The following is a 5,035-nucleotide window of genomic DNA, read 5'->3' as shown; positions in this document are numbered from 1 at the left end:
GCCCTGCGGCTCCCCGACGAACGCCATGCGGTCCACCGAGCTGATCGGCATGTGGGGAACGCCGAAGGACAGCAGCTCGAACGGAACGGACACCTTCGGGTTCGTCTTGACCCCGTGCGCGTAAGCGGCCGGGACGTAAATGGTGTCGCCCTCACCGATCTCGTAGTCGATTCCGTCGACGTGGATGTATCCGCGTGATTTGAGGACGTAGAGGATGTGGGCGCCGGGATGCGTGTGCAGGTCGAATTGGGACCCCTGTTCCATGCACAACCGGTCGATGCCGATCTCCATGTCGGAGTCGATCACCTCGGCCACTCCGGCAACGCCCATGATGCCCATCAAAATGCTGCCGTCCGGAGCGAGGAGCTTGGCGTCCGGCGTCTTCCCGATGGGCTTGATGTGCTTTTCCGGATCAAAGAAACTCGACACGACAAGTCCTCCAAGGAGAGCGGAAAAGGCTCGAATGGTTCGCGATTTTCGACGCTAGCGTCGTCTCGACGCGGGCGGCAATCACGCCCGCCCATCCAGGAGGAATCGCAGGGTAATCAGGTGCGCTGACCGAGCGGCTTGCTCCGAGCGGGATCGCGGAACCGGAGGGCGGAATCCGCCGCGGCGCGGCACCGGCCGCCCACCGCCGGCACCTCGCGCGGTAACCGCGCTGGTCGGCGGCGGTATCGGCACGGTCAGAAAACGGTAGCGCCGGGGAGAACAGTCAGCGTCGCATCAGTCTTCGGTTCTCTCTGCGAGGTGGTTCGCCGTGCAGTTCTCTCTCCTCGGGTCGCTCGAGGTCGCGGCTGATGGCCGACCGATCGCCGTGGGGGGTGTCCAGCAACGGCTCGCCCTGTCGCTCCTGCTGCTGCACCACAACTCCGTGGTACCGACCCGCCAGATGCTCCAGGCGCTGTGGCCGGACGAGGTGCCGGCGTCCGCGCGCAAGATGCTGCACAACGCGGTGTCCGGGCTCCGCCGGCTCCTCGAGATGGGCGACCCCGCCGGAGAACGGCCGCAGCTGCTCACCCGCGCTCCCGGATACCGCCTCCAGGTGCAGCCGGAGACGATCGACGTCGTGCGGTTCCAGCAGCTGGCGACGCAGGGGCACCAGGCGCTGGCCGCCGGCGAGTGGGAGTCGGCCTCGGTCCGCCTGCGCGAGGCCCTCGAGCTGTGGCACGGACCGCTGCTGCCCGACCTGGCCGAGCAGGGGATCGACTGGCCGGAGGCCACGATCCTGCGCAACGCCAGGCTGAACGCCCTGGAGGACCGGATCGAGGCCGACTTCCAGCTGGGCCGGTTCATGGAGCTGACGGGAGAGCTCGAGGCGCTGGCCGAGCAGGAGCCCCTGCGGGAAGGGCTGTGCGCCAAACTGATGCGCCTGCTCTACCAACGCGGGCGGCAGGCGGACGCGCTGGCCGTCTACCGCAGGACCCGCGAGGCCCTGGTCGACCAGCTCGGCCTCGACCCGAGCCCGGAGCTGCAGGAGCTGGAGCTCGCGATCCTCAACCACGACGCCTCGCTGATGGCCGCGCCGGCGGGCGCCCCGGTCAAGGCGGGCACCACGACGCGGGCCACCGCCGAGCCGGTCGCCGTGGACGAGATGCGGTGGACGACGGCACTGCTGGTGTCGGCCAAGCCCGCGTTCGGCCGGGCGCTGACCGGGGAGGACTTCGCGTTCCTGCGCGACCGGATCTGCGCGACCGTCGCGGAGGAGGCCGGCGCGCGGTGGACCCACGCCGTCGTGGACTCCGACGCGCTCGCCGGCTCCGAACCGGACGTGCCCCTCTGGCTCGTGACCTCCGAGCTCGACGCCGTGGACAGCGCCGCGTCGAGCCGGGCGGTCCGGCTGGCGCGGTCGATCAACGCCCGCTTCAGCCCGGTGTCGGGTCTGGAGCGCCCGGACGGCGGATGGCTGCCGTTCGAGGTGCGCGTCGCCGTGGTGGCCGGCGAGGTGCACCTGCGCCGGGAAACCTGCAGGGGCTCGAGTCCGTGGATCTCCGCGGACCTCGCCGCGCGCTGCCGGCAGCTGCTGGCGGACCCGGCGGCGGGGCCGATCGAGGTGTGCACCACCACGACCGAGGCGCTGCGCACGCCGGAGGGGCCGGAGCCACCGCCGTTCCTGTGCCGCGACCACGAGCTGCGCGCCCTCGACCGGGAACTCGAGTCGGCACGAGACTTCCGGCAGCCGCACCTGCTCACGGTGTTCGGGGAGGACGGAGCCGGGCGGAGCAGGCTGCTGCGGGAGTGGGCGCGGGGCCTGCGCGACGTCACGCTGCTCGCGGTGGCGCCCTCCCGGGGCTCCGACACCGCGTCCGGGCTGGCCTCGCTGGTGAGGGCCGCCGCGGGCATCCACGCGGACGAGCCCGCCCACGTGGTCGCCGCCCGGCTGACCGAGCTGATCTCCCGCCTGGTGGACAGCCACCGGGCCCCGTGGATGCTCGCCCACGTGGACGGCCTGCTCGGCCTGGACGACGCCCCCGTGCCGGTGACCGCGGAGTCGTTCGACGCACTCACCCAGTTCTTCGAGGCACTGGCGCGCGCCAAGCCGCTGGTGCTCCTGGTCGACGACGTGCACGTCGCCGGCGACCTGGTGCCCGCCTTCCTGGACCACCTGCTCAGGTACTCCGGCGGGGTGCCGCTGCTGGTCGTGGCGAGCGCACGGCCGGACCTGCTGACCCAGCACCCGTTCTGGAGCAGCGGGATGGCGCGCAGCAGCTCGCTGTGCCTGCACCCGCTCCCCGACGACGCGATCGCCACGCTGCTGTGGCAGTCGTACCTCTCGACGTCCGGGACGCGGGCCGGGGGCGCGCCGCACCACTGCCCGGAGCACCTTCTGCCGTTCGCGGCCGAGCTCGGCGGCAACCCGCTGTTCGCGGTCGAGTACGGCCGCATGCTCGCCACCTCGCCCGACGCGGTGCCGGCGCGCCCCGGTCTCACCCGCATCCCCTACGCGGTGCGGTCACGGCTGGAGTGCCTACTCGACACCCTGCCGCCGGAGGCGAGGGCCGTCCTGTACGACGCCTCGCTCGTCGACGGCGACTTCACCGAGCGCGCCGTGGCCGTCCTGGCGAGCGACGCGCGATCGCGGCAGACCGGTCGCTGGCTGCGCGTGCTCGCCCAGCGCGGCGTGCTGCGCGCGACCGGCGACTCCTCCGGCGCGGCCGTCCGGTACTCCTTCGCGGACCCCCGGCTGCGCGAGGTGACGCGGGGGCGGGTGCCCGACGACGTTCGTTCCCGCAAGGGAGATCTGCTCAAGGGAATGCCCAGGGTCCTCGACGCCGCACACCGGTGACGACAGACGGAGGAGACCACCATGACCGAGCACGCGAGGGCCGTCCACACCCCGCCGGAGCCCTTCGTCCCCCGCTGGCCGTCACCGGTCGCGGCGCTCTCGCACTTCAGCCGCGTCCGGGGCCACCGGCCGTGGCTCACCTCGGTGGCGCGCTCCGGTGAGGAGACCGTGCTGACGTTCGCCGAGGCCGACCGAGCCACCCGCGCCGTCGCCGCCCGGCTGGCCGCGGAGTTCGGCACCCGGCCGGTGACGCTCGCGCTCGCACCGGTCAACGACGTCCCGTCGGTGGTGACGGTCCTCGGCGCGTTGCGTGCCGGGCACCGGCTCCTGATGCTCGGTCCGGCCGATCCACCGGAGCGGACCTCGCAGCAGATCGCGGCCGCCGGCGCCGTCGCCGTGCTGCACCCAGCGGGGTCGGAGCCGCTGGTGGGAGCGGACGCCTTCGGCCTGCACGACTGGCGGGAGATCCGGCACGACGACCGCGCCACGGGCTGGACCGACCCCCGCGTCGACCCCTCCCTGGACGCGCTCTACTTCGCCACCTCGGGCTCCACCGCGGCGTCCAAGCTGGTCGCCCAGTCCCGGCTGAACGCCACCGCGAACGCCGAGGCCGTGCGCCGCCACCACCGGCTCACCTCGGGCAGCCGGGTGCTCGGCTGCCTGCCCGTGCACCACGTCAACGGCCTGCACTTCAGCGTCCTCGGCACCCTGATGGCCGGGGCCCAGCTCGTCCTCGCGGACTCGTTCTCACCGCTGACCTACCCCGGCATGGTCGAGCGCTACCGCCCGCACCTCGCGAGCGTCGTGCCGAGCGTGCTGGAGACGGTGCTGGAGGTGTGGGGACGGCGCAGCCTGCCCTCCGGCTTCCGCTACTTCCTCTCCGCCGCGGCGCCGTTGACCTCCGCCACGGCCCGGGCCGTCACCGACCGCCTGGGGACACGCGTCGTGCAGGGCTACGGGCTCTCGGAGACGACGAACTTCTCCACGACGCTGCCGCTCGACCTCTGCCGCTCCACCTATCGCGACCTGTTGCTGAACGCCGAAATCCCGTCCGTGGGCGTGGCCGTGCCCGGTAACGAGGTGGCCGTGCTCGACGAGTCCGGGCGCCGTCTGCCGCCGGGACAGGTCGGCGAGGTGTGCATGCGCGGTCTCAACGTCATGTCCCGGTACCTGGGCAACGACGACGCCACGGGCGAGGCGTTCCGCGGCGGCTGGTTCCACTCGCAGGACCTCGGTTTCCTCGTGGAGGCGGGCGGTAGGGACTTCCTCGTCCTCACCGGACGGGTGAAGAACATCGCCAAGGTCGCCGGGGAGACGGTGTCGCTCGACGAGATGGACCGCGCGCTGCGCGCTCTGCCGCAGGTCCGCGACGCGGCGTGCGTCGCGCTGCCCGACCGCTTCGCTGGCGAGCGGATCGTGGCCGCGGTGGTCACGACCGGCGACGACGTCCCGCAGATCGCGAAAGCACTGCGGCAGCTCTTCTCCGAGGCGGTGGTGCCCGAGCGGTTCATCGCACTCGACCGCATCCCGAGGACCCCCACGGGCAAGGTCCTGCGACCCGAGCTGCGGACCGTTCTGCAGCACCGCGAGGCGCAGGCCGCAGGCCCGGCCTGACCGCTTTCCTCCCGGCGGTGCAAGAGCGTTCGACCCGGTGTCTCGACCGTCCGGACAGGAAGGGGGGGGGAAAAAGGGGGAGAAGAAAAAAAAGCCACAACCAAAACAACCCCACACAAAAAACCCAGAAAAGAGAAG

General features: G+C 72.0%; 3 protein-coding genes. 2 read left to right on the top strand and 1 reads right to left on the bottom strand.

Going from position 1 to position 5,035, the window contains the following annotated elements; genetic code table 11:
- On the bottom strand, nucleotides 1-429 hold a 429-nt coding region (locus ACFWV3_RS26250; protein ID WP_382414648.1), incomplete at its 3' end, for a cupin domain-containing protein.
- Between the two features lie 328 nt (nucleotides 430-757).
- On the opposite strand from ACFWV3_RS26250, the gene ACFWV3_RS26245 reads away from it, so the two are divergent.
- Both ACFWV3_RS26245 and ACFWV3_RS26240 read left to right on the top strand, forming a co-directional pair.
- Complete coding sequence (locus ACFWV3_RS26245; protein ID WP_382414647.1) at nucleotides 758-3,283, top strand: BTAD domain-containing putative transcriptional regulator; 2,526 nt, start codon at nucleotides 758-760, stop codon at nucleotides 3,281-3,283.
- A 21-nt stretch (nucleotides 3,284-3,304) separates the two neighbouring features.
- Nucleotides 3,305-4,897 (top strand): class I adenylate-forming enzyme family protein, encoded by a 1,593-nt coding sequence (locus tag ACFWV3_RS26240; RefSeq protein WP_382414645.1) that lies wholly within the window; start codon nucleotides 3,305-3,307, stop codon nucleotides 4,895-4,897.
- The last annotated feature ends 138 nt before the right edge of the window (nucleotides 4,898-5,035 follow it).

It is taken from the genome of Lentzea sp. NPDC059081 (assembly GCF_042738015.1).
Classification (GTDB): Bacteria; Actinomycetota; Actinomycetes; order Mycobacteriales; family Pseudonocardiaceae; genus Lentzea.
The sequence above is the reverse complement of the archived record's forward strand: the minus strand, read 5'-3'. Positions and strand labels throughout refer to the sequence as shown.

Coding starts and splice junctions, on each gene's coding strand:
- ACFWV3_RS26240 (WP_382414645.1), top strand. CDS start 3,305: ATGACCGAGCACGCGAGGGCCGTCCACACCCCGCCGGAGCCCTTCGTC.